The sequence below is a fragment of the Piscinibacter defluvii genome, from assembly GCF_004011805.1.
Taxonomy (GTDB): domain Bacteria; phylum Pseudomonadota; class Gammaproteobacteria; order Burkholderiales; family Burkholderiaceae_C; genus Piscinibacter; species Piscinibacter defluvii.
Map to the genome: position 1 here is coordinate 243,530 of NZ_ML137196.1, position 22,190 is coordinate 265,719.

The following is a 22,190-nucleotide window of genomic DNA, read 5'->3' on the forward strand; positions in this document are numbered from 1 at the left end:
CTTGAGGCCGGTCAACGCGGCCCGCGAGGAGACAACGATGAGCCTGACGCCCGACTTCCATTCCGGCATCAACCACGGCGTGGCGCCGGTGACCTACGGCCAGGGCGACCGCCCGCCGCGTGGCGACTACGGCAGCGCGCGCGCCGACTACACCTGCGAGCAGGGCTGGGCGGCCTACACCGAGGCCGAGCACGACCTGTACCGCCGCCTGCACGAGCGCCAGTCGGCCCAGCTGCCCGGGCTGGCGTGCGAGGAGTTCATCGCCGCGGTGGGCGAGCTCGGCGCGCCGGACCGCATCCCGCGTTTCGACGCATTGAGCGAGCGGCTCTACCGCGCGACGCGGTGGGAGGTGGTCGCGGTGCCCGGCTTGATCCCCGAGGAGGCGTTCTTCCGCCTGCTCGCCAACCGGCGCTTCCCGGTCACGGGCTGGCTGCGCCGGCCGGAGGAATTCGACTACGTGGTCGAGCCCGACGTCTTCCACGACCTGTTCGGCCACGTGCCGCTGCTGTTTAACCCGGTGTTCGCCGACTACATGCAGGCCTATGGCGCAGGCGGTCTGAAGGCGAGCCGGCTCGAGGCCTGCGAGTACCTGGCGCGGCTGTACTGGTACACGGTGGAGTTCGGCCTGATCGCCACGCCGGCCGGGCTGCGCGCCTACGGGGCCGGCATCCTGTCGTCGGCCGGCGAGCTGCGCTACAGCGTCACCAGCCCGCAGCCGCGCCGCATCGGCTTCGACCTCGAGCGCATGATGCGCACGCGCTACAAGATCGACACCTACCAGGCCGCCTACTTCGTGATCGACTCGTTCGATCAGCTGTTCGACGCCACGGCGCCGGACTTCACGCCGGTCTACCGGCGGGTTGCCGAGGGCGGTGAGCTGGCACCCGACAGCCTGCTGCCCGCCGACCGCGTGTACTGAGCAAGCCCTCTTCGGGGCGATTGTGGCGCCGCGCCGGCGCGCCGAGACTGCGCGCCACGATGGACGACTCACTCGTTCGCCGCTGTACGCTGGTGTTGCTGGGCGCCATGGCGCTGGCCCTGGCCACCGGGCTGCTGGCCTGGGGGCCGGTGCCGCTAGAACCCGCCGCCTGGCGCCATGCCGACACGCGGCCGTGGCTGGGCCTGCCGAACGCAGGGAACGTGCTGGCCAGCCTGCCGCAGATTCTGGTGGGCTGGTGGGGCTGGCATGTCACGCGCAATGCGCCCTGGCCGGCCGCCGTGCGCCGGCCCTGGGCGGCTTTCCACCTCTGCACGCTCGCCGCCGGAGCGCTGGCGCTGCTGTACCACCTGCAGCCGGGCCCGACCGGCTGGATTGCCGCGCACACCGCCCTGTGCGCGGCATTCGCGATGCTCGCCCTGGGCGCCCTCGCCGAACGGGTCGACGCGCGCTTCGGCCAGACCAGGCCGACCGTGCTGCTGCTGCTCGGCGTGCTGTTGTCAGGTGCTGTCGTCGTGACAGGCGGCGGCGCCGACATCCGGCCGCTGCTGCTGTTCGAACTGCTGCCGGTCCTGTTGCTGCCGGCCGGCGCGATCAGCCTGCCGGGGCGCTGGACGCGCACGGTGGACTGGGTCGTCATGCTGATCGGCTACGGCCTGGCGCGCCTGGCGGACCTGCACGACGCCCGGCTGCTGGCGGCCACGGGTGGGCTCGGCGGCCATGCGCTGATGCACCTGCTGCTGGCCGTCGTCAGCGGCTGGCTGGCCTACCGTGCGCTGCTGGCCGCCTCGCGTGCCGCGCCGGACAGCCAGCGACAGGCCTCGCTGAACACGGCGGGCTGAAACACCAGGTCCACGTGCGCGCAGCCCGGCACGTGCCGGTTGTCGGCACCCGGCAGCGTGGCGGTCGATGGCGGGAAGACGATGTTGTCGCAGTGGCTGTAGAAGCAGGTGAACGACGCATAGGGCTGCGCGCCGCGCGTTTGCCGTTCGGCCGAGGCCAGCTCGGCCAGCCAGTCGCCGCCGCGCCGCATCTGCCGGCCGTTGTGCGTGGCGCCGAAGCGGGCCAGCCAGGTGCCCGCATGCGGTGAACCGATGGTGATCACCCTTGCCAGCGGCGTGCCGGCGCCGCAGCCGGCCCACCAGCCTCGCACTGCCAGGCCGCCCATGCTGTGGGCGACGACCAGCGGTGGACGCCCGGTCGCCGCGGCGACTTGCCGGACCGCGGCATCGATGCGCGGGGCATAGGCATCGATCGAGCCGAACACGGGCTCCAGGTTGACCGCGACATGAGGTATGCCGCGCCGCCGAAGCTCACGCATCCAGGGGTTCCACAGGCCGCGGTTGCAGACGAAGCCGTGCACCAGGACCACGCCGGTGTGGCCGGCGCTCTCGGGCCCGAGCAGGTCCTGCAGCGACTGAGAGCGGAACGGCTGGCGCCAGCAGAACACCTGCGGCGCGGTGCGCACCTCGCCCCACCAGGCGCGCAGCAACTGCGCCGCGCTGGCGCGCGGCGAGGGGTCGTCTCCATGTTGCCAGGCCAGCAGCACCATCTCGACGCCGAGGAAGAGTGCATAGCCGAGCACGATCAGCAAGGCGCCGAGAATCGCCCAGCCCCAGCGTTCGCGCGCGGCGAACCAGGCGAACCAGGCCGCTGCCAGGGCCAGCAACCCGAGCGTGGTGGCCTGCTGCAGCCGGGCCAGCATCAGGCCAGCGCCGTCGCCGGTGCGCCCAGGCGCTGGCGCAGGCCGGCGGCCAGCCGGTTGACGATGCCGTAGATCGACAGCTGAGGATTCGCGCCGATGCTGGTGGGAAACAGCGATCCGTCGTGGACCGACAGGTTGGCGAGTTGCCAGTGCACGCCGTCCGGACCGACCACGCCGCGTTGCGTATCGCCCGCCATGCCGCAGCCGCCCATGACGTGCGCGCTGACGACGCGCGTCAGCAGCGGCTGCATCGGCAGCGTGTCGATCATGGCGCGCGCCTGTGCCCAGGTGCTGCAGGATTGCGCCAGTTCGTGCACCGGCAGCACCGAGCGCGCGCCGGCCGCGAACTGGATCTCTGCCATGCTCAGCAGCGCGCGCCGTGCGCCCTCGAGGACGAAGGGGCTGAGCGGGTAGTCGAGCAGAGGGCTGCCGTCCTCGCGCAGGCGCACCTGGCCGCCGGGGGACTCGGCGTGAAAGCCGTCGCGCAGCAGCGCCAGCAGCGCCTGCGTGTTAGGGAAGCGGGACAGGAGATCGGCCTGGGCGCGGCCGAAGCCCGGCAGCGTGGTGCTGAAGATGATCGGATGCAGCGGCGGCGCCTCGAGCTTGTAGCCGATCGGCCCGTCGAGCGGCTGGGTCTCGAGGAAGTGGTCGCTGTAGATCGTCTGCGGCGCCCCCTTCCAGCCTTCGACGGGATCGTCGAACACCGCGGCGGAGATCACCACCGGGTGCAGGAAGGTGCGCAGCCCGGTGCGGCGGTGCGGGTCGGGTGCGCCGGAGCGCAGCAGCAGGGCCGGCGTGTTGATAGCCCCGCCGGCCAGCACGTAGTGGCGCGCGGTGATGCGCGTCGCGACGCCGGAAGCGCTGCCATCCGGGCCCACGGCGACGCACTCCAGCGCCTCAACCCGGTCTGCCGGCAGCAGCAGGCGCTGGGCCCGTGTCTGCACCAGCAGGCGCGCCCCGGCGTCCAGCGCCGCGGGAATGGTGGTCACCAGCATCGACTGCTTCGCGTTGGTCGGGCAGCCCATGCCGCAGGAGCCGAGGTTCCAGCAGCCGCGCACGTTGCGGCGGATCTCTCCGGTGCGGATGCCGAGCTTGTCGGCACCGCGGCGCAGCAGGTCGTTGTTCTCGTTGGGCGGCATCAGCCAGGCGTCGATGCCCAGCCGTCGCTCGACCTGCTCGAACCAGGGCGCGAGCGCGTCGGGGTCCATGCCGTCGAGGCCGAAGTGCTCGCGCCAGTAGGCCAGGGTCGGGGTCGGCGTACGGAACGAGCTGGTCCAGTTGACGGTGGTCGAGCCGCCCACGCAGCGGCCCTGCAGGATGGTGATCGCCTTGTCGGCGGTCTTGCGCGCGGCGCTCTCCTGGTAGAGCGCGGGGTAGGACTCGGACTCGAGCTGGCGGAAGTCGCTGCTGCTGCGCAGCGGCCCTTCCTCGACGATCACGACCGACAGCCCGGCGCGCGCCAGCAGTTCGGCCGTGATGCCTCCGCCAGCCCCGCTGCCGACGATGGCGACATCGCAGCTCAAGCGCTCGGGCACCGGCCCATGCGGCCCGCCGTGGACGTTCCAGCCGCGCGCCAGGCCAAGGCGAATGGGATCGGGGAAGCGGCTCACCATGGACACCTTGTCAGACGGGGACGGGGCCGTCGTAGCCGAGCGCCTGCCAGTGGGCCCGTTCGGCGAACCAGGCCGCGTTGGTCAGGTCGCGCAGGGCATGGTAGGCCTGCTGGCGGAGGGCGAGCCCGGACAGGCGCATCGACTGCAGCGCCGCAGCGATCTCCTCGACCGTTGCCGCCTCCCAGGACGGTCGCAGGCCGGCCAGCGACCAGCGTCCGGGCGGTGCCGCCAGCAGCGCCAGCAGTTGCGACAGCTCCGCACGCGTGGCGGTCGGAAACGGTGCGATCGCCGCATCCAGGCGCTCGAGCTGCGCGTCCAGCGCCAGTCGTTGCGCCATCGCGTCCACGGGCAGCAGGCCGTCGAGCACCGCGCGGGCGACGTGGCGCATCACCTCGCGCGCGCCGCGGCCCAAGCGTCCGTCGCGCGTCAGCCCGGGTTCGACCAGTGCCAGGCCACCGCCGGCCAGTGCCAGCACCACCGCGCTGCCCAGGCCCAATCGCAGGAGGGTTCTTCGCTGCATCTCGGGCGTGAGTGTTGCACCGGGCTCGCTCCGTTCCCTAGAGGGGGTCGACTAACCCATGCCCTTGCAAACCCGCACCAGCCGCTACAGTGCGACGAGCGATCTGCCCCACCCATGCGTCCTGCGGCCCAGACGATTCTTGATCAGCTGGCCTGCGTCGAGCAGGAACGGGCTCGGCGCGCCGTCGATGCGGCGCTGGCGGCGGCGGTGCTGAAGGTCAAGCACTTCCAGCGCGACCGCTTCGCACGCACCTATGCGGACCTGCTGGCCAGCCCGCGCTACGCGGCCGCCTCGCGCTTCTTCCTCGAGGAACTGTACGGCCCGCAGGACTTCAGCCAGCGCGACGCGCAGTTCGCACGTGTGGTGCCGGCCCTGGTGCGGTTGTTCCCGCCCGAGATCGTGGCGACGGTGGAGACGCTGGCCCACCTGCATGCGTTGTCCGAGGGCCTGGACAGTGCAATGGGTGCCGAATTGCGCGATGCGCCGGATGTGGATGCGCCCGGCTACATCAACGCCTGGCAGGCGGTGGGGCGCGCGGCCGATCGCGACCGGCAGATCGTGTTGACGGTCTCGATCGGGCGCACGCTCGACCGATTGACCCGCAAGACCCTGTTGCGCCACAGCCTGCACCTGATGCGCGGCCCGGCGCGGGCCGCCGGTCTGGGTGCCTTGCAGCAGTTCCTGGAAAGCGGGTTCGACACCTTTCGCGCGATGAACGGGGCGCACGAGTTCCTCGGCCAGATCGAAGATCGCGAACGGCGCCTGGCCGCGCAGTTGTTCCGGCCTGGCGCTGCCGCGGATGCAGGCGTCCTAGGAGAACTACCGTAGCCGCTGCGGACGGCGAACAAGGAGCATCCGGGCTTCGCCTTCAATCTGACTGATCCGTGAGCGCCGATCTCGACAAACGCCCCTGGTTGAAGAGCTATCCCGCCTCCGTGCCGGCGGAGATCGACGTGCAGCGCTACGGCTCGCTGGTCGAGTTGCTGGAGGAGTCGTTCCAGCGCCACGCCCGCCGCACGGCGACGGTGTGCATGAACACGACGCAGAGTTACGCGGCGGTGAACGAGATGTCCCAGTCGCTCGGCGCGTGGCTGCAGGCCAAGGGCCTGGCGCGCGGCGCGCGCGTCGCGATCATGATGCCCAACTTGCCGCAGTACCCGGTGGCGATCGCTGCGGTGCTGCGTGCCGGCTGCACGGTGGTCAACGTGAACCCGCTGTACTCGGCGCGCGAACTGGAGCACCAGCTGCGTGACTCCGGCGCCGAGGCGATCATCGTTCTTGAGAACTTCGCGCACACCCTCGCGCAGGTGCTGGAGCGCACGCCGGTCCGGCACGTCGTGCTGGCGGCGATGGGCGACCTGCTCGGGTTCTGGAAGGGTCAGCTGGTGAACTTCGCCGTGCGCCACGTGCGCAAGATGGTTGCCGAGTTCTCGATTCCGCTCGGCGAGGGCGTCTCCGTGACCCGCTTCAACCTCGCCCTGGCCGAGGGCACACGCATGAGCCTGAAGCGGGTGGCCATCGGCCCGGAGGACGTCGCCTTCCTGCAGTACACCGGCGGGACCACCGGCGTGTCGAAGGGGGCCACCTTGCTGCACCGCCAGGTGGTGGCGAACGTGCTGCAGTGCGAAGCCTGGTTCCAGCCCATGCTCGCCAAGCTGGGCACCGAGCGCGCGCTGACGGTCGCCTGCGCGCTGCCGCTCTACCACATCTTCGCGCTGACGGCTTGCTTCATGCTCGGCGTGCGCCTGGGCATGACCAATCTGCTCATCCCGAATCCGCGCGACATTCCCGGGCTGGTTCGCACGCTGGCGCAGCGTCCGGTGAACATGTTCCCCGCCGTGAACACCCTGTTCAACGCACTGGCGAACGACCCCGACTTCGCCCGGCTCGATTTCTCCGAGCTCGTGATCTCCACCGGGGGCGGCATGGCCGTTCAGCAGTCCACCGCGGAGCGCTGGAAGCAGGTCACCGGTTGCCCGGTGGTCGAGGGCTACGGACTCTCAGAGACCTCCCCGGTGGTCACCATCAACCGGTTCGATGACGCGTCCTTCTCCGGCACGATCGGGCTGCCGATGCCCAACACGGACGTGGCCATCCGCGACGACGAGGGGCGCGACCTTCCTCTCGGCAGTGCTGGCGAGATCTGCATCCGCGGGCCGCAGGTGATGGCCGGCTACTGGAACCGTCCGGACGAGACGGCGAAGGTGATGACCTCTGATGGATTCTTCCGTTCCGGCGACGTGGGGGTGATGGATCCGAGCGGGCGCATCCGGATCGTGGACCGCAAGAAGGACATGATCCTCGTCTCGGGCTTCAACGTGTACCCGAACGAAATCGAGCAGGTCGTGAGCCTGCACCCCGGGGTACTGGAGTGCGCCGCGATCGGCGTGCCGGACGAGCGTTCCGGCGAGGCGGTGAAGCTTTTCGTGGTGCGGCGCGATCCGGGGCTGTCCGAGTCAGACCTTGCCGACTACTGTCGGGAGAACTTCACCGCGTACAAGCGACCTCGGCATATCGAGTTCCGCGACGAGTTGCCCAAGTCGAACGTCGGCAAGATTCTGCGACGGGAGTTGCGGGCCTGAGTCGGCCATGACCCGTCGGTTCGATGAGCCGCACGAGGCGTTCGCCGCCGCCGGGCTGCAGGTGTTCGAGCGCGGTTGGTTGTCGTCCAACAACGTGCTGTTCGCCGGCGGCGCGGACGACGATGCCACCCTGGTCGACAGCGGCTACTTCTCACACGAGTCGCAGACACTGGCGCTCGTGCGGCACGCGCTGGGCGAACGGCAGCTCCGGCGCATCGTCAACACGCACCTTCATTCCGATCACTGCGGCGGCAATGCGGGGTTGCAGGCCGCCTACGGTTGCGAGGCGTGGATTCCCGCAGGCGAAGTCGACAAGGTCCGGCGCTGGGACAGCGCACAACTGACCTACGATGCGACGGGCCAGCACTGCCCCCGCTTCGCGGCTCACCGGGCGCTGCGGCCTGGGACTGCGGTGACGCTCGGGGGGCGCAGCTGGGAAGTGATCGGATCGCCGGGGCATGACCCGGAGTCGGTGGTCTTGCACCAGCGAGAACTGCGCATTCTCATTTCGGCCGATGCACTTTGGGAGAACGGCTTCGGGGTCGTTTTCCCGGAGCTGGAAGGGTCCGCGGCATTCGACGTTCTGGCATCGACACTGGATCAACTGGCGACATTGAAGGTCGACTGGGTGATACCGGGCCATGGACGGCCGTTCGGAGACGTTGCCGCAGCTATCGATCGGGCGCGTCGCCGACTCGACTCATTTCGTTCTGCGCCCGAGAAGCATTCATTGCACGCAGCGAAGGTCTTGCTGAAGTTTCATCTACTGGAAGTTCGCCGCAAGCGGGTCGACAGCTTGTTCGCTTGGGCGGAGTCGATCCTGTATCTCCGACTGATTCATCGGGATCATTTTGCGGCCGAACCGATGCGCGGGTGGCTCACCAATGTTCTTGGTGAGCTGCTGCGCTCGGGTGCCGTGCGGCGGGACGGCGAGTTTGTTTGCGACGCCTGAGGGTTGGATCGAGACGCCAACGAAAAAGGCCCCCGTCAATGACGGGGGCCTTCTCATTAATAGCCTGACAATGTCCTACTTTCACACGGGAATCCGCACTATCATCGGCGCTGAGGCGTTTCACTGTCCTGTTCGGGATGGGAAGGAGTGGGACCACCTCGCTATGGTCATCAGGCTTAACCGGTCACCGCTGCACACTTGCAGCGGCCAATTCATAGAGTCAAATCAGCTTGATTGCGCACCGATCACGAAGACCGGCGATACACACTCAACATACTTCAACGAAGGATCGTCAAAGTTATAGGGTCAAGCCTCACGAGCAATTAGTACCGGTTAGCTTAACGCATTACTACGCTTCCACACCCGGCCTATCAACGTCCTGGTCTCGAACGACTCTTCAGGGGGCTCGAGGCCCCGGCAAGACTCATCTTGAGACGAGTTTCCCGCTTAGATGCTTTCAGCGGTTATCTCTTCCGCACATAGCTACTCGGCAATGCCACTGGCGTGACAACCGATACACCAGAGGTGCGTCCACTCCGGTCCTCTCGTACTAGGAGCAGGCTCTCTCAATCTTGCAGCGCCCACGGAAGATAGGGACCAAACTGTCTCACGACGTTTTAAACCCAGCTCACGTACCTCTTTAAATGGCGAACAGCCATACCCTTGGGACCGGCTACAGCCCCAGGATGAGATGAGCCGACATCGAGGTGCCAAACACCGCCGTCGATATGAACTCTTGGGCGGTATCAGCCTGTTATCCCCAGAGTACCTTTTATCCGTTGAGCGATGGCCCTTCCATACAGAACCACCGGATCACTTAGTCCTACTTTCGTACCTGCTCGACTTGTCAGTCTCGCAGTCAAGCACGCTTATGCCTATGCACTATCAGCACGATTTCCGACCGTGCCTAGCGTACCTTCGAACTCCTCCGTTACGCTTTGGGAGGAGACCGCCCCAGTCAAACTGCCCACCATACACTGTCCCCAACCCGGATCACGGGCCAAGGTTAGAACCTCAAACACACCAGGGTGGTATTTCAACGTTGGCTCCACGGCACCTAGCGGCACCGCTTCAAAGCCTCCCACCTATCCTACACAGATCTGTTCAAAGTCCAATGTAAAGCTACAGTAAAGGTTCATGGGGTCTTTCCGTCTTTCCGCGGGGAGATTGCATCATCACAAACATTTCAACTTCGCTGAGTCTCTGGAGGAGACAGTGTGGCCATCGTTACGCCATTCGTGCAGGTCGGAACTTACCCGACAAGGAATTTCGCTACCTTAGGACCGTTATAGTTACGGCCGCCGTTTACTGGGACTTCAGTCAAGAGCTTGCACCCCATCATTTAATCTTCCAGCACCGGGCAGGCGTCACACCCTATACGTCGACTTTCGTCTTTGCAGAGTGCTGTGTTTTTAATAAACAGTCGCAGCCACCGATTCTCTGCGGCCTCATTGGGCTCCGTCTGTACGACTTCACCTACTAAAGGCACACCTTCTTCCGAAGTTACGGTGTCAATTTGCCGAGTTCCTTCTCCAGAGTTCTCTCAAGCGCCTTAGAATACTCATCTCGCGCACCAGTGTCGGTTTGCGGTACGGTCGTGTGCAGCTGAAGCTTAGTGGCTTTTCCTGGAAGCAGGGTATCACTCACTTCGGAAGCAAGCTTCCTCGTTATCACCTCTCATCTAAGCCCGGCGGATTTGCCTACCAGGCACGACTACAGGCTTGAACCGGACTCCAACAGCCGGCTGAGCTAACCTTCTCCGTCCCCACATCGCACTACACATCGGTACAGGAATATTGACCTGTTTCCCATCAGCTACGCATCTCTGCCTCGCCTTAGGGGCCGACTCACCCTACGCCGATGAACGTTGCGTAGGAAACCTTGCGCTTTCGGCGAGGGGGCTTTTCACCCCCTTTAACGCTACTCATGTCAGCATTCGCACTTCTGATACCTCCAGCAGACCTCACGATCCACCTTCACAGGCGTACAGAACGCTCTCCTACCACTTGCACTTGCGTGCAAATCCGCAGCTTCGGTAACTGGCTTAGCCCCGTTACATCTTCCGCGCAGGACGACTCGATCAGTGAGCTATTACGCTTTCTTTAAATGGTGGCTGCTTCTAAGCCAACATCCTGACTGTTTTAGCCTTCCCACTTCGTTTCCCACTTAGCCAATTTTAGGGACCTTAGCTGGCGGTCTGGGTTGTTTCCCTCTTGAGTCCGGACGTTAGCACCCGGTGCTCTGTCTCCCGTGCTGTACTCGCCGGTATTCGGAGTTTGCAATGGTTTGGTAAGTCGCCATGACCCCCTAGCCATAACAGTGCTCTACCCCCGGCGGTAATACACGAGGCACTACCTAAATAGTTTTCGGAGAGAACCAGCTATCTCCAAGTTTGTTTAGCCTTTCACCCCTATCCACAGCTCATCCGCTAGTTTTGCAACACTAGTCGGTTCGGACCTCCAGCAGGTGTTACCCTACCTTCATCCTGGCCATGGATAGATCACTTGGTTTCGGGTCTACACCCAGCGACTGATCGCCCTATTCGGACTCGATTTCTCTACGGCTTCCCTATTCGGTTAACCTTGCCACTGAATGTAAGTCGCTGACCCATTATACAAAAGGTACGCCGTCACCCTTGCGGGCTCCGACTGTTTGTATGCATGCGGTTTCAGGATCTATTTCACTCCCCTCCCGGGGTTCTTTTCGCCTTTCCCTCACGGTACTAGTTCGCTATCGGTCGATTACGAGTATTTAGCCTTGGAGGATGGTCCCCCCATCTTCAGACAGGATTACACGTGTCCCGCCCTACTTGTCGCGCGCCTAGTTCCACTGCCAACATTTTTCGTACGGGGCTATCACCCGCTATGGCCGGACTTTCCATTCCGTTCCGATATGCCAACAGCTAAAACGCGCAGGCTGTTCCGATTTCGCTCGCCACTACTTTCGGAATCTCGGTTGATGTCTTTTCCTCGAGCTACTGAGATGTTTCAGTTCACCCGGTTCGCCTCGCGCAGCTATGTATTCACCGCGCGATACCTTTCGGTGGGTTTCCCCATTCGGAAATCTCCGGATCAAAGCTAATTTGCCAGCTCCCCGAAGCTTATCGCAGGCTATCACGTCCTTCATCGCCTGTAATCGCCAAGGCATCCACCACATGCACTTAGTCACTTGACCCTATAACTTTGACGCCGCGCTGTATTCGGCATCGTCAAGGACTGATGAGTATGCGTTCGCCGTCTTCAAACTCTTTCGAGTTGATCTATTGGTGACGCAATCATTGATCGCCAACGGCAGATGCCGTTGTCGACGCTGATTCGACTCTACGAATTGTTAAAGAACAACAGCCGACTCTTTCGAGACGCTGGCGCGAGCGGCCCACTTCATAAGTGGCCGCTCACGTCAGCGACTAGCGCTCAGAGTTCATTGGTGGTGGAGGATGACGGGATCGAACCGACGACCCCCTGCTTGCAAAGCAGGTGCTCTCCCAGCTGAGCTAATCCCCCATGAAGATGGTGGGTCTGGTTGGGCTCGAACCAACGACCCCCGCCTTATCAAGACGGTGCTCTAACCAACTGAGCTACAGACCCTTCGCATTCATTGCGAAGCGCAGGAAGTCCGTGTCGCGTCAACCAGGTGTTAATACACACAGCTGACGCAGTCAGCCGGCTCACGCTCACACACTGTTGTCAACTACAGCCGATAAGTGTGGGCGCAAGAACTCCAGTGCATTTTCCAGAAAGGAGGTGATCCAGCCGCACCTTCCGATACGGCTACCTTGTTACGACTTCACCCCAGTCACGAACCCTGCCGTGGTAATCGCCCCCCTTGCGGTTAGGCTAACTACTTCTGGCAGAACCCGCTCCCATGGTGTGACGGGCGGTGTGTACAAGACCCGGGAACGTATTCACCGCGGCAAGCTGATCCGCGATTACTAGCGATTCCGACTTCACGCAGTCGAGTTGCAGACTGCGATCCGGACTACGACCGGTTTTCTGAGATTAGCTCCCCCTCGCGGGTTGGCAGCCCTCTGTACCGGCCATTGTATGACGTGTGTAGCCCTACCCATAAGGGCCATGATGACCTGACGTCATCCCCACCTTCCTCCGGTTTGTCACCGGCAGTCTCATTAGAGTGCCCTTGCGTAGCAACTAATGATAAGGGTTGCGCTCGTTGCGGGACTTAACCCAACATCTCACGACACGAGCTGACGACGGCCATGCAGCACCTGTGTCCTGGTTCTCTTTCGAGCACTCCCACATCTCTGCAGGATTCCAGGCATGTCAAGGGTAGGTAAGGTTTTTCGCGTTGCATCGAATTAAACCACATCATCCACCGCTTGTGCGGGTCCCCGTCAATTCCTTTGAGTTTCAACCTTGCGGCCGTACTCCCCAGGCGGTCAACTTCACGCGTTAGCTTCGTTACTGAACAGCAAGCCGTCCAACAACCAGTTGACATCGTTTAGGGCGTGGACTACCAGGGTATCTAATCCTGTTTGCTCCCCACGCTTTCGTGCATGAGCGTCAGTGCAGGCCCAGGGGATTGCCTTCGCCATCGGTGTTCCTCCGCATATCTACGCATTTCACTGCTACACGCGGAATTCCATCCCCCTCTGCCGCACTCTAGCGATGCAGTCACAAATGCAGTTCCCAGGTTAAGCCCGGGGATTTCACATCTGTCTTGCAAAGCCGCCTGCGCACGCTTTACGCCCAGTAATTCCGATTAACGCTTGCACCCTACGTATTACCGCGGCTGCTGGCACGTAGTTAGCCGGTGCTTATTCTTCGGGTACCGTCATTAGTCCGCGGTATTAGCGCAGACCGTTTCTTCCCCGACAAAAGCGGTTTACAACCCGAAGGCCTTCTTCCCGCACGCGGCATGGCTGGATCAGGGTTGCCCCCATTGTCCAAAATTCCCCACTGCTGCCTCCCGTAGGAGTCTGGGCCGTGTCTCAGTCCCAGTGTGGCTGGTCGTCCTCTCAGACCAGCTACAGATCGTCGCCTTGGTAGGCCTTTACCCCACCAACTAGCTAATCTGACATCGGCCGCTCCAATAGCGCGAGGCCTTGCGGTCCCCCGCTTTCACCCATAGGTCGTATGCGGTATTAATCCGGCTTTCGCCGGGCTATCCCCCACTACTGGGCACGTTCCGATGCATTACTCACCCGTTCGCCACTCGTCGCCAGGTTGCCCCGCGTTACCGTTCGACTTGCATGTGTAAGGCATGCCGCCAGCGTTCAATCTGAGCCAGGATCAAACTCTTCAGTTCGATCTTGAATGTTGCTCAAAGAATTGAAGTGAACTTCACTTCAGTGAGCACTTGAGGCCATTTGGCCTTGGATCTTGCGATCCTTGGCACTGTTTGCTCAAGCGCCCACGCTTATCGGCTGTTAGTTTTTAAAGAGCTTGCCTTGCGGCGTCGCTGACATCGACTTGCGTTATCAGCGAAGAAAGCGATTCTGACATGTTTTTCAAAACCCTGTCAAGCGCTCGGCTTTCTCGTTTTCGCTGCGTCTTGCTTTGCCGCCCTGGTTGGTGCGAGCTGCGCATCACTCAGCGAAGACCGCGACTATAGCATGCTTGTCGCGGCCGGCAAGCCAGTCTGCGAATCCGGTGGCATCTGCCGGCCGGGAGCAACCACGAACCCGTCATCGGGTCGGAGCACCGCCTCGAGCTGCTGCCCGCACTTGCGCGTGTCTGCGCGCAGCACACGTTGCTTGATCGACGCGATCTGAGCAGGGTGCATGGAGAAGCTTCGCAGGCCCATGCCCAGGAGGATCTCCGTGAAGGCCGGATCCCCGGCCATCTCGCCGCAGACGCTGACACTCTTGCCGAGCTGCCGCGCCTGGGCGATCGTCCCCCCGATGAGAGACAGCACCGCCGGGTGCCACGGGTCGTACAGATGGGCCACCGACTCGTCGGCGCGATCGATGGCGAGCGTGTACTGGATCAGGTCGTTCGTGCCGATCGACACGAAGTCAAAGTAGCGCAGGAACACCGGCAGCATGAGCGCCGCGGCGGGCACCTCGATCATCGCCCCCACCTCGACGTCCACGTAGGGGCGGCCGGCCTCGTCCAGCTGCTGCTTGGCCCGCGCCAGCGCATCGAGCGTCAGGCGAACCTCGCTGACATGGGCAATCATCGGAATCAGCAGCCGGACCTTGCCATAGGCGCTCGCCCGCAGGATCGCACGCAACTGCTGCCGGAACATGGCCGGCTCCGACAGGCTCCAGCGAATGGCACGCAGCCCGAGCGCCGGGTTCAGCGCGTGTTCGTGGCGAAGTTCGTGCACCGACATGCGTTCGAGCGGCTTGTCGGCGCCGATGTCCACGGTGCGAATCGTCACCGGCAGCCCCTGCATCGCCTCGACGGCGGCTCGGTAGGCCTCGAACTGCTCCTCCTCGTCGGGCAGGTTCCCTTCGCGGTTCATGAACAGGAACTCGCTGCGGAACAGGCCCACGCCGACGGCCCCGGCCTCCAGCGCCGCCTTGGCGTCGGCGGGCAACTCGATGTTGGCAAGCAGTTCGACGCGCTCGCCGTCGAGGGTCACCGCCGGGGTGTGGCGCAGCCGGGACAGACGCTCCCGCTCCAGCCCCGACTGGCGCTGCCGGAATCGGTACTCCTCCAGAACGATGGGTGATGGATCGACGATGACGATGCCGTTGTCGCCGTCGATGATCAGCCAGTCGTCCTGGCGGATGATGCGGCTCGCCTCGCGTGCACCCACGACGGCCGGGATGTCCATGCTGCGGGCGACGATCGCGGTATGCGAGGTTCGGCCGCCCACGTCGGTGACGAACCCGGTGAACACGCTGCCCTTGAACTGGAGCATGTCGGCCGGCGCGATGTCGTTGGCCACCAGCACCAGCGGGTCTTCGCCGGCGAAGTCGCGCGCGCCCGCCGTCGCCACCGGTACCAGAACGGCCTCCGGGCCCCGAGCAAGCGCACGCAGCAAGCGCTCGACGACTTGTTCGAGGTCGGCCTTGCGCTCGCGCAGGTAGTCGTCCTCCATCTCGTCGAACTGCCGGGCCAGCACCTCCAGCTGGGCGGAGAGCGCCCATTCGGCGTTGTAGTGGCGATCGACGATCCACTGCTTGGTGGCGCCGGTCAGGGAGTCGTCGTGCAGCAGCATCAAGTGCACGTCGAGCAGTGCGGAGAGTTCCGCCGGCGCCTCGACCGGCAGGTCGCGCTTGAGCAGACTGAGCTCCCCGGCAACGGCATCGCGCGCGGCACGCAGGCGGCTCACCTCGGCATCGACGCGCCCGGCGTCGATGAAGTAGTGCGCCACGTCGATGCGGCTGGAGGCGACCAGCACCGCCCGCCCGATCGCCACCCCGCGCGATACCGGCAACCCGAACACCTGGAAGCTCATCGAAAAATCCTAGCAGCCGCCCGGCGCCGGGGACATCGGTACTTCTTACAGGCCCCCGCCCGCACCGCGGGGCGGGCCGGGCACGGGCTACTGGCCTTCGCCGAACTTGTCGTTGATCAACGCCACGATGGCGTCCATCGCCGGCTGCTCGTCGGCACCCGACGTCTCGACCTCGATCTCCGACCCCAGGCCCGCGGCCAGCATCATCACTCCCATGATGCTCTTGGCATTGACCCGCCGTCCGTTGCGGCTCAGGTGAACGTCGCTCTGGAATCCCCCTGCCAGCTTGGTGAGCTTGGCGGAAGCGCGCGCATGCAGGCCCAGCTTATTGCTGATGGTGACGGTGGTCTTGATCATTGCCGCCCGGTTTGTAGGTCTGGTTCTGGGGCCGCGAAGAGGCCACGGCCATCACGCCCTGCGCGGCGCCTGCCATGGCCCGCGCCACGAGCGCGTCGAGCGGCTCGTCCGCGTAGCACAGCGAGCGCCACAGCATCGGCACGTTGACCCCGGCAATCACCTTGACCTGCACGCCGTCGGCCAGTCGCTGCGCCACGTTGCAGGGGGTGGCGCCGAACACGTCGGTGAAGATGAGCGCCTCCGGCTGACGGATCCGCGCGAGCAGGTCGCGCGCCTGGGCCTCGATCTGCTCGGCCGGCATGTCCGGCGGGACGTCGAGCACCTCCAGGCGCGCGGCACAGTCGGGATAGACGTGGCGCGCCACATCCCTCAGAGACGATGCCAAGGGCGCATGCGCGATGATCAACAACCCGGCCATTCACAAATTATCGGCAGTTCGACCCGGCCGCGCCCGGTCCGGGCACACACCGGACCGCACGTTCCAATAAAACCACAGGCGCCACGCACTTGCCGCGGCCTCAGGGTGATACCCGCAGGGCGCCAAGAAAGGTGTCGGCTTCCGCCGGCTTCAGCCGGCTCGCGAGCACGGTGGCCTGGTAGACCCGCATTCCGTAGGCGAACAAGCCCACCTGCTCCTGCACCGGCGTGCCGTCGGGGCGCTTGCCATCGAACTGCAGGCGCACGGCCCGCGGGTTGGGGGTCATGCCCGGCACCGCCAGCGCCGTTTCGTGCACCGCCGCGGCCTTCACGTTGCCGACGGCCGCGGCACGCAGTTCGTCGAGCGCCGGCGCCACGGCGCCCGGATCGGCGACATCGGCGAAGGCCAGGGCGAAGGTCGCGCCTCGGTCGTGGCAGACCAGCATGTCCATGCGCACGGTCCGCCCGGCCAGCCGCACCTCCCGCTGATGCCGGTCCGGCTTGCAGGGAAACTGGGCGCGGAGGCTGCTGCCCTCCGGGTGCAGCTCGCGCCAGTCGCGCGACGGTGAACACGCCGTCGCGGCGAGGCCGATCGCCAACAGGCTGGTCAGGGTCCGGATCGGCATGGGGCGATTATCCGGCGGCACCGCGAGCCGGGCCGCGACACCGCGCCCCCGCACGCTCACATCTTGTGACATGTCCACCCCCGGGCCACGGTGTGAATGCCCGGTCGCGGGATGGTCTAGCCGAGGCGGCGGCGCGACACTTCGCGCCTACGAATGGTCGCGCGCCGACCGACGCTCTCCGGGATTCGCCGCCACCCGGCGCATCCCGATGCGCCCCACCCGGCGCCTGCGCGCGGCCCCATAACAAGGCACACAAGGCACCGATCGCATGGACATGTCGGACATCAACCGCAACGCAGGGTCCCGCCCCCGCTCCCATCCGGCCCCGGCGCCCGACGACGGTGGCACGGCCGAGCGCTGGCACACCATCGTGACGGCGATCGGGGCCGCCACGGCCGCGCCGCTCACGTCGGCACTGGAACGCATCCACGCGCTGGTCAGCAGCGGCCGCATCGACCGCGCCAGCCTGCGGGCGCTGCGCGACGAAGTCGAGCGCGCCCGACAGGCCGGCATGGTCGGCCAGCAGATCACGCGCTTTGCCTCCGGCCGGCTGCGCCAGTCGCACGAGCGCCTGCAGCTGGCCGAAACGCTCAAGGGTGTGCTGTCGCACCGCCAGCGCGAGACCCAGGCGCGCGGCATCGTGTTCAAGCCGACGCTCAAGCCGGCCGAGGTGATCGTCGACGCCTCGCTGCTGTTCAGCCTGCTCAACACCGTGCTCGACTGGGCGCTCGAATGCGCCCGCTCGACCATCGAGTTCCGCATCGAGATGCGCTCCTGGCCGGCGCATGCCCGGCTCCAGTGCCGCTTCGCGCACCGGCTGCCGGATGAGCCGGAGGACAACAACGTGGAGCCGACGGCACTCGACACGCTCACCTGGCGGCTGCTGGAGCAGACCGCCTGGACCATGGGCCTGCCGCTGGATCGTCAGGAGGACGGTGGCGCCACGGTGCTGACGATCGAGTTTCCGCGTACCGCCAGCGACGAGATCGAGGGGGTCAGCACCTTCGAGGTCGATGAGGGATTCGCTCCGTCCACCAACTCCAAGCCCCTGGCGGGCAGCCATGTGCTGGTCATCTCGTCGCGGCGCGAACTGCGCACGCAGATCCGCGACGCCCTGCGCAACATGGGCCTGATCGTCGACTTCGTCGGCAGCGTGGACGAAGCCACCGAGTTCTGCCGCGACGGCCTGCCTCACGCGATCATCGTCGAGTCGATCCAGCGCGGCGAGAAGTTCGCGCAACTGCGCGAGGAGATCAGCAACGAGGTGCCGGACTTCGTCTTCATCGAGATCATCGAGGAAGGCAACACCTTCGAGATGTCGGGCTTCAGCGGCTCCAACGTCGCTCGCGTGGGTCGCGACGTGATCGACAGCTCGCTGCCCTCGGCGCTGATGTTCGAGCTGTCCAAGGGACTTTGAGCGGCGCGGCTCGCGCCGCGCCCCGGGCTCACTTCAGGCCGCCGAAGACCTTCTTCAGGATCGCGCTGCCGGTGGCCACCGGGTTCTGCCGGATCTTGCGCTCCTCTTCGCCGATCATCAGGTACAGGCCGTCCAGCGCCTTGCCTGTCACGTACTGCTCGATGTTGGCGTCTTCCTTCTTGACCAGGCCGAAGCCCGCCACCTTGCCGGCCACCGCGTTGTACTTCGAGGCGAGCGAAACCTTCTCGGTGGCGCGCGTCACGATGGGCAGGAACTTGACGCCCAGCGGCTCGCGTGTCTTGTCGGCGAAGAAGCGCGTCACCGAGTCCTCGCCGCCGGTCACGATGTTGCGCGCATCTTCCACGCTCATCGCCTTGACGGCGCTGATCAGTAGCGACTTCGCCTCCGGCACGGCGGCCTCGGCGGCGCGGTTCATCGCCGTGACCAGTTCGTCCACCTTCTGGCCCTGGCCCATCGTGCGCAGCAGCTTGCCGGCATCCTCGAGGTAACCCGGCAGCGGGATCCGGACCTTCGGGTTGCCCAGGAAGCCGTCGGTGCGACCGAGCAGGCTGACCGCGGCGCCGGCACCACGCTCGAGGGCGGCACGTACACCGGCCGCCGCGTCGGTCTCGCTCAGGTCGAACGCCCAGGCCGGCAACGCCCCCAGGCCCGTCCAGGCGGCCACTGCGCCGCCGGCCGCGAATTCGCGTCGTCTCATCGTCTTGCTCCCGTCGTTGGAAGGTCCGATCCCGCGACCCTACCAGAACCACCAGATGAACCAGATCGCCAGCGCGATCAGCACGGCCCGCAGCGGGTTGGTGTCGAACGGCCACCACGTGGCCCATTGCTCCCAGTCGAAACTGCGCCCGTGGCGCGCCTCCTGCGCCTCGGCCTGCCATTGCGCCGCCAGCTCGCGGCGCCGCGGCAGATCGGCATCGAGTGCGTCCAGGCGTCGCTTGATGACCTCCGGCGCCGGCTTGTGGGCGTGGGCGCGCAATGCCGGGCCGAGGGCGGCCACACTGTCGTGGGCCTGGGCGAGGCGACTGATGGCCAGCGTCGCGCCGCATTGCGCGCAGGCCAGCGACTGCTGAGGCGGCAGCGCGGCCCCGCAGGCCGCGCACTGCATCGCGGTGCGCTCGGCCGTCGCGCCGTGCACCGCCTGTGGCTCGAGCACGCCTTCGGGATCGAGCGCGCGGGCGAGCCGGGCCACGTCCAGCAGCGCCGGCACCGAACGACAGAACCGGCATTCCTCGTCGTCGCGGCCGATCGCGCCGCCGCAGTTGACGCAATCGACATGGCCGCGCTGCTCGACCAGCCTGGCGCGGTCGACACGCGACATCGGCCGCAGCAGGCCCTTTTCCTGCAGGAACTGCGCGAAGGACTGGAACGCCCCGTGCCGGTTGCGGCACTCGAGCTGCAGCGAACTGCCCCAGCGGCTGCGGTTGTGCACCGTTTTCAGCCCGGCGCTGCAGCGCGGGCAGCGCGCCGTGTCGTGCAGCGTCTCGTGCGGTAGCGACTGGGTGCCGGCCATCGCCCCGATCAGCTCGAGCAGGCCGACGCCCGTGAGCCGCGCCGTCTCGGTCTGGTCGAACCACACCAGGTGGCAGCGCGGGCACAGGTCGAGCTCGACCCGGCGGCCATAGTGCCCCGGCAGCGCGAGGCGCTGCATCGGCTGGCGGCAGTTGCCGCAGGACAGTGCCGGCTCGCTCATCACCGGCGCCGGCGTGTCAGGCGACGCCCGCCGATGCCGCCTGCTGGTCGGCGTGGTAGCTCGAGCGCACCAGCGCGCCGACGGCGGCGTGTGTGAAGCCCATCTTCTTCGCCTCGTCCTCGAACATGCGGAAGGTGTCCGGGTGCACGTAGCGGCGCACCGGCAGGTGGTGGCCGGAGGGCGCGAGGTACTGGCCGATCGTCAGCATGTCGATGCCGTGGGCGCGCATGTCGCGCATCACCGCCAGGATCTCCTCGTCGGTCTCGCCCAGGCCGACCATCAGGCCGCTCTTGGTGGGCACGCCGGGCGCGAATTCCTTGAAGCGCTTGAGCAGGTTCAGGCTGAACTCGTAGTCCGAGCCCGGGCGCGCTTCCTTGTACAGGCGCGGCACGGTCTCGAGGTTGTGGTTCATCACGTCCGGCGGCGCGGCCTTGAGGATGTCCAGCGCACGGTCCATGCGCCCGCGGAAATCGGGCGTCAGGATCTCGATGCGCGTCTCGGGCGACTGCGCACGCACCTGGCGGATGCACTCGACGAAATGGCCGGCACCGCCGTCGCGCAGGTCGTCGCGGTCGACGCTGGTGATCACCACGTACTTCAGCTTCAGCGCGGCGATGGTCTTGGCCAGGTTGGCCGGTTCGTCCGCATCGAGCGGATCCGGGCGGCCGTGGCCGACGTCGCAGAAGGGGCAGCGCCGCGTGCACTTGTCGCCCATGATCATGAAGGTCGCCGTGCCGTGGCCGAAACATTCGCCGATGTTCGGGCAGGAGGCTTCCTCGCACACCGTGTGCAGCTTGTGCTCGCGCAGGATCTGCTTGATCTCGTAGAAGCGCGTGGTCGGCGAGCCGGCCTTGACGCGGATCCAGTCCGGCTTCTTCAGCGTCTCGGCGGCAACGACTTTGATCGGGATGCGCGCCGTCTTGGCCTGGGCCTTCTGCTTGGCGCTGGCGTCGTACTGCTCCGCGCTCTTGGCCTCGTGGGTGACGTTTTCGGTCGGCATGGCTGGTTATGGCGCGAGGTTCGCAGCCAGCCTGTCTCCGAGCTGCCGCGCGACGCTGTCCCAATCGGTGGAAACCCCGATTTTAGCGAGGTCGACCGTTTTCAGCCCGGCATAGCCGCACGGGTCGATGCCCTCGAAGGGCGTCAGGTCCATCGCCACGTTCAGCGCCACGCCGTGGTAGGTGCGGTGCTGGCTGACCTTGATGCCGAGCGCGGCGATCTTGCCCAGGCCCTCGAACGGGTCGCGCCGCGGGCCGGTCAGCGCGGCATGGCCGAAGGGATCGTCGAGCTTCACGTAGATGCCCGGCGCGCCGGCCACGCGGTGGCCGGTGACGTCGAACGCGGCCAGCGTGCGCAGCACCGCGTCCTCGATGCGGTAGACGTATTCCTTGACGTAGATGCGCAGCCGCTTCAGGTCGATCAGCGGGTAGGCCACCACCTGGCCCGGGCCGTGGTAGGTGACCTGCCCGCCGCGGTTGGTCTGCACCACCGGGATGCCGCCCGGGTTCAGCACATGCTGCGCGCGCCCGGCGATGCCCTGGGTGTAGATCGGCGCGTGCTCACACAGCCAGATCTCGTCGGGCGTGTCGTCGCCACGCTGCTCGGTGAAGCCGCGCATCGCGTCCACCGTGGACGCGTAGTCCACGCGACCGAGCACGCGCAGCAGCGGCTGGCTCAGAGCACCACCTTGACCATCGGGTGGGTCGACAGCGTGCGGTACAGCTCGTCGAGCTGCTCGCGGCTGGTCGCGGTGATGGTGATCGTCAGGCCCAGGTAGTTGCCGCCGCTGCTCGGACGCCGCTCCAGCGTGGCGGGGTCGAAGCCCGGGTCGAAACGCTGCGCGACCATCACGATGGCCTCGGCGAAGCCCTCGACGTTGGCCCCCATCACCTTGATCGGAAAGGCCGAGGGGTACTCGATCAGCGACTGCTCGGGCGGGATCTCGTTCATCGTGACGTCCATGCCGCCGAAGGTGGGGCCGGCTT

The 22,190-nt window shown here is 65.8% G+C and carries 18 protein-coding genes, 2 tRNA genes and 3 rRNA genes; 6 read left to right on the forward strand and 17 right to left on the reverse strand.

What is annotated here, in order from left to right; all coding sequences use genetic code 11:
* Window positions 1-37: 37 nt before the first annotated feature.
* Both phhA and D9C15_RS01100 read left to right on the forward strand, forming a co-directional pair.
* Entirely contained in the window at window positions 38-919 is an 882-nt protein-coding gene (phhA, locus tag D9C15_RS01095; protein WP_127995579.1) for a phenylalanine 4-monooxygenase, read from the forward strand.
* A 59-nt stretch (window positions 920-978) separates the two neighbouring features.
* The gene (locus D9C15_RS01100; protein WP_127995580.1) at window positions 979-1,779 is read left to right on the forward strand and encodes a hypothetical protein; all 801 of its coding nucleotides are present in this window, start codon (window positions 979-981) and stop codon (window positions 1,777-1,779) included.
* Here D9C15_RS01100 and D9C15_RS01105 read toward each other — a convergent pair.
* Genes D9C15_RS01105 through D9C15_RS01115 form a run of 3 tightly spaced genes read right to left on the reverse strand, consistent with a single transcriptional unit; the run spans window position 1,704 to window position 4,775 of the window.
* A complete protein-coding gene (locus D9C15_RS01105; protein ID WP_127995581.1) occupies window positions 1,704-2,642 on the reverse strand; it encodes an alpha/beta fold hydrolase in 939 nt (312 codons plus the stop codon). The two genes, D9C15_RS01100 and D9C15_RS01105, sit on opposite strands and share 76 nt — an antisense overlap.
* Window positions 2,642-4,255, reverse strand: coding sequence for a GMC family oxidoreductase (locus D9C15_RS01110; protein ID WP_127995582.1), 1,614 nt, complete (start codon window positions 4,253-4,255; stop codon window positions 2,642-2,644). Before D9C15_RS01110 ends, D9C15_RS01105 begins: the two co-directional genes overlap by 1 nt.
* A gap of 10 nt (window positions 4,256-4,265) precedes the next feature.
* A complete protein-coding gene (locus tag D9C15_RS01115) occupies window positions 4,266-4,775 on the reverse strand; it encodes a hypothetical protein (RefSeq protein WP_127995583.1) in 510 nt (169 codons plus the stop codon).
* Between the two features lie 114 nt (window positions 4,776-4,889).
* Here D9C15_RS01115 and D9C15_RS01120 point away from each other — a divergent pair, with 114 nt between their 5' ends.
* From D9C15_RS01120 to D9C15_RS01130, 3 genes are read left to right on the forward strand one after another with little or no spacing between them, the layout of a single operon-like run.
* Window positions 4,890-5,603 carry a DUF8198 family protein gene (locus tag D9C15_RS01120; RefSeq protein ID WP_127995584.1) on the forward strand — a complete coding sequence of 238 codons (714 nt, stop codon included), beginning with the start codon at window positions 4,890-4,892 and terminating at the stop codon, window positions 5,601-5,603.
* Between the two features lie 56 nt (window positions 5,604-5,659).
* Window positions 5,660-7,357, forward strand: coding sequence for a long-chain-fatty-acid--CoA ligase (locus tag D9C15_RS01125; protein ID WP_127995585.1), 1,698 nt, complete (start codon window positions 5,660-5,662; stop codon window positions 7,355-7,357).
* Between the two features lie 7 nt (window positions 7,358-7,364).
* Window positions 7,365-8,309, forward strand: a complete 945-nt coding sequence (locus D9C15_RS01130; RefSeq protein ID WP_127995586.1) for an MBL fold metallo-hydrolase — start codon at window positions 7,365-7,367, stop codon at window positions 8,307-8,309.
* 62 nt (window positions 8,310-8,371) lie between these two features.
* Here the strand turns inward: D9C15_RS01130 and rrf are convergent.
* From rrf to D9C15_RS01175, 9 genes are all read right to left on the reverse strand, one after another.
* Window positions 8,372-8,484, reverse strand: a 5S ribosomal RNA gene (gene rrf, locus D9C15_RS01135).
* A 127-nt stretch (window positions 8,485-8,611) separates the two neighbouring features.
* Window positions 8,612-11,483: ribosomal RNA gene (locus tag D9C15_RS01140) — 23S ribosomal RNA — on the reverse strand.
* A gap of 253 nt (window positions 11,484-11,736) precedes the next feature.
* Window positions 11,737-11,812: transfer RNA gene (locus D9C15_RS01145), tRNA-Ala, on the reverse strand.
* Between the two features lie 7 nt (window positions 11,813-11,819).
* A tRNA-Ile gene (locus D9C15_RS01150) sits at window positions 11,820-11,896 on the reverse strand.
* A gap of 149 nt (window positions 11,897-12,045) precedes the next feature.
* Window positions 12,046-13,574: ribosomal RNA gene (locus D9C15_RS01155) — 16S ribosomal RNA — on the reverse strand.
* The 16S, 23S and 5S rRNA genes sit together here with 2 tRNA genes alongside, the layout of an rRNA operon.
* A 300-nt stretch (window positions 13,575-13,874) precedes the next feature.
* Window positions 13,875-15,677, reverse strand: coding sequence for a phosphoenolpyruvate--protein phosphotransferase (ptsP, locus tag D9C15_RS01160; protein WP_127995587.1), 1,803 nt, complete (start codon window positions 15,675-15,677; stop codon window positions 13,875-13,877).
* An 87-nt stretch (window positions 15,678-15,764) separates the two neighbouring features.
* Window positions 15,765-16,034 carry an HPr family phosphocarrier protein gene (locus tag D9C15_RS01165; protein WP_127995588.1) on the reverse strand — a complete coding sequence of 90 codons (270 nt, stop codon included), beginning with the start codon at window positions 16,032-16,034 and terminating at the stop codon, window positions 15,765-15,767.
* Entirely contained in the window at window positions 16,003-16,452 is a 450-nt protein-coding gene (locus D9C15_RS01170) for a PTS sugar transporter subunit IIA (RefSeq protein ID WP_127995589.1), read from the reverse strand. Before D9C15_RS01170 ends, D9C15_RS01165 begins: the two co-directional genes overlap by 32 nt.
* Window positions 16,453-16,552: 100 nt before the next feature.
* Complete coding sequence (locus D9C15_RS01175; protein ID WP_127995590.1) at window positions 16,553-17,149, reverse strand: hypothetical protein; 597 nt, start codon at window positions 17,147-17,149, stop codon at window positions 16,553-16,555.
* A 196-nt stretch (window positions 17,150-17,345) separates the two neighbouring features.
* Here D9C15_RS01175 and D9C15_RS01180 point away from each other — a divergent pair, with 196 nt between their 5' ends.
* The gene (locus tag D9C15_RS01180; RefSeq protein ID WP_240668248.1) at window positions 17,346-18,494 is read left to right on the forward strand and encodes a hypothetical protein; all 1,149 of its coding nucleotides are present in this window, start codon (window positions 17,346-17,348) and stop codon (window positions 18,492-18,494) included.
* Window positions 18,495-18,522: 28 nt separating this feature from the next.
* On the opposite strand, the gene D9C15_RS01185 is transcribed toward D9C15_RS01180, so the two are convergent.
* Genes D9C15_RS01185 through D9C15_RS01205 form a run of 5 tightly spaced genes read right to left on the reverse strand, consistent with a single transcriptional unit; the run spans window position 18,523 to window position 22,155 of the window.
* On the reverse strand, window positions 18,523-19,212 hold the full coding sequence (locus D9C15_RS01185) for a DUF4197 domain-containing protein (protein WP_127995591.1): 690 nt from the start codon (window positions 19,210-19,212) through the stop codon (window positions 18,523-18,525).
* 39 nt (window positions 19,213-19,251) lie between these two features.
* Window positions 19,252-20,205, reverse strand: a complete 954-nt coding sequence (locus D9C15_RS01190) for a TFIIB-type zinc ribbon-containing protein (RefSeq protein ID WP_127995592.1) — start codon at window positions 20,203-20,205, stop codon at window positions 19,252-19,254.
* A gap of 16 nt (window positions 20,206-20,221) precedes the next feature.
* Entirely contained in the window at window positions 20,222-21,205 is a 984-nt protein-coding gene (lipA, locus tag D9C15_RS01195; RefSeq protein ID WP_127995593.1) for a lipoyl synthase, read from the reverse strand.
* Window positions 21,206-21,211: 6 nt separating this feature from the next.
* Window positions 21,212-21,883 (reverse strand): lipoyl(octanoyl) transferase LipB, encoded by a 672-nt coding sequence (gene lipB, locus D9C15_RS01200; protein WP_127995594.1) that lies wholly within the window; start codon window positions 21,881-21,883, stop codon window positions 21,212-21,214.
* Window positions 21,880-22,155: a DUF493 family protein gene (locus tag D9C15_RS01205; protein WP_127995595.1), complete on the reverse strand. Its 276-nt coding sequence runs from the start codon at window positions 22,153-22,155 to the stop codon at window positions 21,880-21,882. The genes lipB and D9C15_RS01205 overlap by 4 nt, the downstream gene beginning before the upstream one ends.
* Window positions 22,156-22,190: the final 35 nt, after the last annotated feature.